The sequence below is a fragment of the Kribbella turkmenica genome, assembly GCF_004348725.1.
GTDB classification, from domain to species: Bacteria; Actinomycetota; Actinomycetes; order Propionibacteriales; family Kribbellaceae; genus Kribbella; species Kribbella turkmenica.
Map to the genome: position 1 here is coordinate 1 of NZ_SMKR01000339.1, position 1,406 is coordinate 1,406.

Genomic DNA, 1,406 nt, shown 5'->3' on the forward strand with positions numbered 1-1,406 from the left:
ACGTGCTGGGGTGCGGCGGCGGGAGTTCGGGGGTGGAGGAGCCCGGCGAGGACGACGGCGTGGGGCCGACGGGCCTGAGAGCCCGGCAGACCCAGCGTTGGATGGGGTGACGGATCCGCATTCTGTGGCTCGGACGATCCTGCTCGACAAGCTGACCGGGCAGCCCCGCACGCGTGCCGAGCTGGCCGGTCTGCTGGCGGAACGGGAGATCCCGGATGATGTCGCGGACGAGGTGCTCGATCGGTTCACCGAGGTCGGCCTGATCGACGACGCCGCGTTCGCCAATGCCTGGGTCGAGTCCCGGCATCGCGGGCGTGGTCTCGGGAAACGTGCGCTGGCCCAGGAACTGCGGCGCCGAGGTGTGGACGATCAGTTGACCCGAGATGCACTCGACGAGCTGGACCCGGAGCAGGAAGAGGAGACAGCCCGCGCCCTGGTGCGGCGAAAGCTCAAGTCCATGCGTTCCTTGGAACGCGAGGTCGCGATGCGCCGGCTGCTGGGCATGCTGGGCCGCAAGGGCTACCCCGGCGGTCTGGCCATGTCGGTCGTCAAACAAGAACTCGCCGCCAGCCACGAAGAACTCCCCCTCCTGGACCCCTCCGGCCTCGAACCGGACTGACCCAGCCGCGACTCCTCCGGGGGGACCGCGGTCTGGTCTCCCGATCTTCAAGCGTCGCCGACAGGCGCGCCGGCGTACTGCGGGCCGAGTGCCGGCCGTGGGCCGACGGTCGTGCGGGTGCGGGGTGAATCGATGCAGCTGGTGCAGCAGGCTGCTATCTGACGGGCGCCTCGTGGGCACGCTCGGCTCTACCTCGGGCGACGTGCTGGGGCGACAGTAACTCGCCGTTGAGGTGTGTCTCGGCCAGGTGGGGTGGTGCGAAGACGAGCCAGCCGTCGGTCAGGGCCTCTCGTAGGACGGGCTCCGGGATTTTGCTCAGCTCGATCAGCACAGCGGCGTAGTTGTCGAAGTGTGGGATGGTGAAGAAGCCGTGCGGCGCGCGTTCTGCGAGCACTGCTTCCTTCTCGGCGAGGTCTTCGACGCGGATCGCCAGGATCGGGTCCGCCGGTGGAGTTGCGTCTCCGAAGCGGCGGAGGTCTGCCTTGCTGAACGGGCGTTCCCAGGCGTACGCCTTGCCGGCGACCGACCAGGTTCGATTCCCGTGCCGGGTCGTCTCCACGGTCTCCGGCAACTCCGCGACCAGCCGATCCACGTCTTCGAGACTCGCCATTCGCTCACGCTACTCCGCCGGGGAGAAGTCGGTCGAGCAACCGACGAGCCTCTTTGGTGAACGCCTCGGCCCACGCCTTGGTCAGGTTCTCGTGCTGGGAGGAGTAGACCTGCAGCGCGCCGGGGTCGGCGACGTACTTGTCCTCGGACTTCGAACCGCATCCCACGAGGGTCGCGG

2 protein-coding genes are annotated in these 1,406 nt (G+C 68.5%); one reads left to right on the plus strand and one right to left on the minus strand.

Annotated elements, in window-relative coordinates; all coding sequences use genetic code 11:
• Positions 1 to 124: 124 nt before the first annotated feature.
• Positions 125 to 619, plus strand: a complete 495-nt coding sequence (locus E1218_RS35750) for a regulatory protein RecX (protein WP_233712705.1) — start codon at positions 125 to 127, stop codon at positions 617 to 619.
• 154 nt (positions 620 to 773) lie between these two features.
• On the opposite strand, the gene E1218_RS35755 is transcribed toward E1218_RS35750, so the two are convergent.
• Positions 774 to 1,229, minus strand: a complete 456-nt coding sequence (locus tag E1218_RS35755) for a hypothetical protein (RefSeq protein WP_202866380.1) — start codon at positions 1,227 to 1,229, stop codon at positions 774 to 776.
• Positions 1,230 to 1,406 lie beyond the last annotated feature (177 nt).